Origin of the sequence: Mesorhizobium sp. WSM4884, from assembly GCF_029625675.1 — a bacterium.
In the GTDB taxonomy this organism is placed as follows: domain Bacteria; phylum Pseudomonadota; class Alphaproteobacteria; order Rhizobiales; family Rhizobiaceae; genus Mesorhizobium.
The window spans coordinates 1-1,784 of the sequence record NZ_JARTVO010000046.1 but is presented as its reverse complement, the minus strand read 5'-3'; the positions used below and the strand labels follow the sequence as shown (position 1 = coordinate 1,784).

At 64.5% G+C, this 1,784-nt stretch carries 2 protein-coding genes; both read right to left on the bottom strand.

Annotation, left to right across the window (positions count from 1 at the left end; all coding sequences use genetic code 11):
* Positions 1–566 (bottom strand): S-(hydroxymethyl)glutathione synthase (gfa, locus tag P9236_RS30585; protein WP_278078198.1); only part of this gene is annotated, 566 nt, incomplete at its 3' end.
* 67 nt (positions 567–633) lie between these two features.
* Positions 634–1,761 (bottom strand): S-(hydroxymethyl)glutathione dehydrogenase/class III alcohol dehydrogenase, encoded by a 1,128-nt coding sequence (locus P9236_RS30580; RefSeq protein ID WP_278078199.1) that lies wholly within the window; start codon positions 1,759–1,761, stop codon positions 634–636.
* Positions 1,762–1,784 lie beyond the last annotated feature (23 nt).

Here is a 1,784-nt window from a genome sequence, read left to right as displayed (position 1 = left end):
GCCGCCAAGGCGCCTGACTTCTTGGCCGTCCAGGTGGCGATGTAGTCCATCAGGCCTGGGTTGAGGCAGTCATAGGGTTCGAGCCCGATCGACTTCAGCTGGGCGCGGATGCCGGCCATGCGGCTCGGATCGACGCCGGATTCGATGATCGAGGAGACAAAGGCGGCGAAGCCCGGCGGCGACCAGCCGTCCTCCTCGAAGCGCTCGGGGTGGATGAAGGACAGGCCCTTGAAGGCATGGTCGCGCTCGACCGGGCCGTACATGTGCACGCCGCAGCCGGTGCAGGCATGGCGCTGGATCAGCGCCGCCGGATCGACCACCTTCAGCTTGTCGCCGTTCTCGGTGACGGTGACGTCGCTTGTGCCGGCAACCGCCACCACCGAGAAGATCGCGCCTTCCGGCTTCCAGCATTTGGTGCAGCCGCAGGCGTGGTTGTGGGCGATCTGGCCCTTGACCTTCACCTTGACCGGGTTGCTGGTGCAGAGGCAGACCAGCGTGCCGCCGGCAAAGGAAGCGCTTTCCTTCGGCAGGCCGTTGTCGATCTTCGGATGCAGTTTTTCCGCCATTTACACTTCCTCCCATGTTGACCACAAAGGGCGCGGGCGTTTCGGGCCGCGGCCTAGCGGCATTGCTTCAGTAAACCACGACACTGCGGATCGACTTGCCCTCATGCATGAGGTCGAAGCCCTTGTTGATGTCCTCCAGCTTCAGCGTATGGGTGATCATCGGATCGATCTGGATCTTCTTTTCCATGTACCAGTCGACGATCTTCGGCACGTCGGTGCGGCCGCGCGCGCCGCCGAAGGCGGTGCCCATCCAGGTGCGGCCGGTGACCAGCTGGAAGGGCCTTGTCGCAATCTCCTGGCCGGCGCCGGCGACGCCGATGATGACCGACTTGCCCCAGCCGCGATGCGAGGCTTCCAGCGCCTGGCGCATCACCTTGGTGTTGCCGGTGCAGTCGAAGGTGTAGTCGGCGCCGCCGATCTGGTCGGCGCCGCGCTTGGTCATGTTGACCAGGTAGGGCACGATGTCGCCGTCGATCTCCTTCGGATTGACGAAATGCGTCATGCCGAACTTCTCGCCCCAGGCCTTCTTGTCGTTGTTCACATCGACGCCGATGATCATGTCGGCGCCGGCCAGGCGAAGCCCCTGGATGACGTTCAAGCCGATGCCGCCGAGGCCGAAGACCACCGCGGTCGCCCCCTGCTCGACCTTGGCCGTGTTGATCACCGCGCCGATGCCGGTGGTCACCCCGCAGCCGATGTAGCAGATCTTGTCGAAGGGGGCGTCGGGATTGACCTTGGCCACCGCGATCTCCGGCAGCACGGTGAAGTTGGAGAAGGTCGAGCAGCCCATATAGTGGAAGAGCTTTTCGCCATTGACCGAGAAGCGCGAGGTGCCGTCCGGCATCAACCCTTGCCCCTGCGTTGCCCGGATGGCGGTGCACAGGTTGGTCTTGCGCGACAGGCACGACGGGCACTGCCGGCATTCGGGCGTGTAGAGCGGGATGACATGGTCGCCCTTTTTGACCGAGGTCACGCCCTTGCCGACGTCGACGACGATGCCGGCCCCCTCATGGCCAAGGATCGCCGGGAAAATGCCTTCCGGGTCGGCGCCCGACAGCGTGAACTCGTCGGTGTGGCAGATGCCGGTCGCCTTGACCTCGACCAGCACCTCGCCCTCGCGCGGCCCCTCGAGGTCCACCTCCATGATCTCAAGCGGCTTTCCAGCACCAACGGCAACTGCGGCTCGCGTTTTCATCAGGCATTCCTCCCAAGGCAGTC

Excerpts from the sequence above, each read along its gene's own strand:
- P9236_RS30580 (WP_278078199.1), bottom strand. The coding sequence starts at position 1,761 with ATGAAAACGCGAGCCGCAGTTGCCGTTGGTGCTGGAAAGCCGCTTGAG.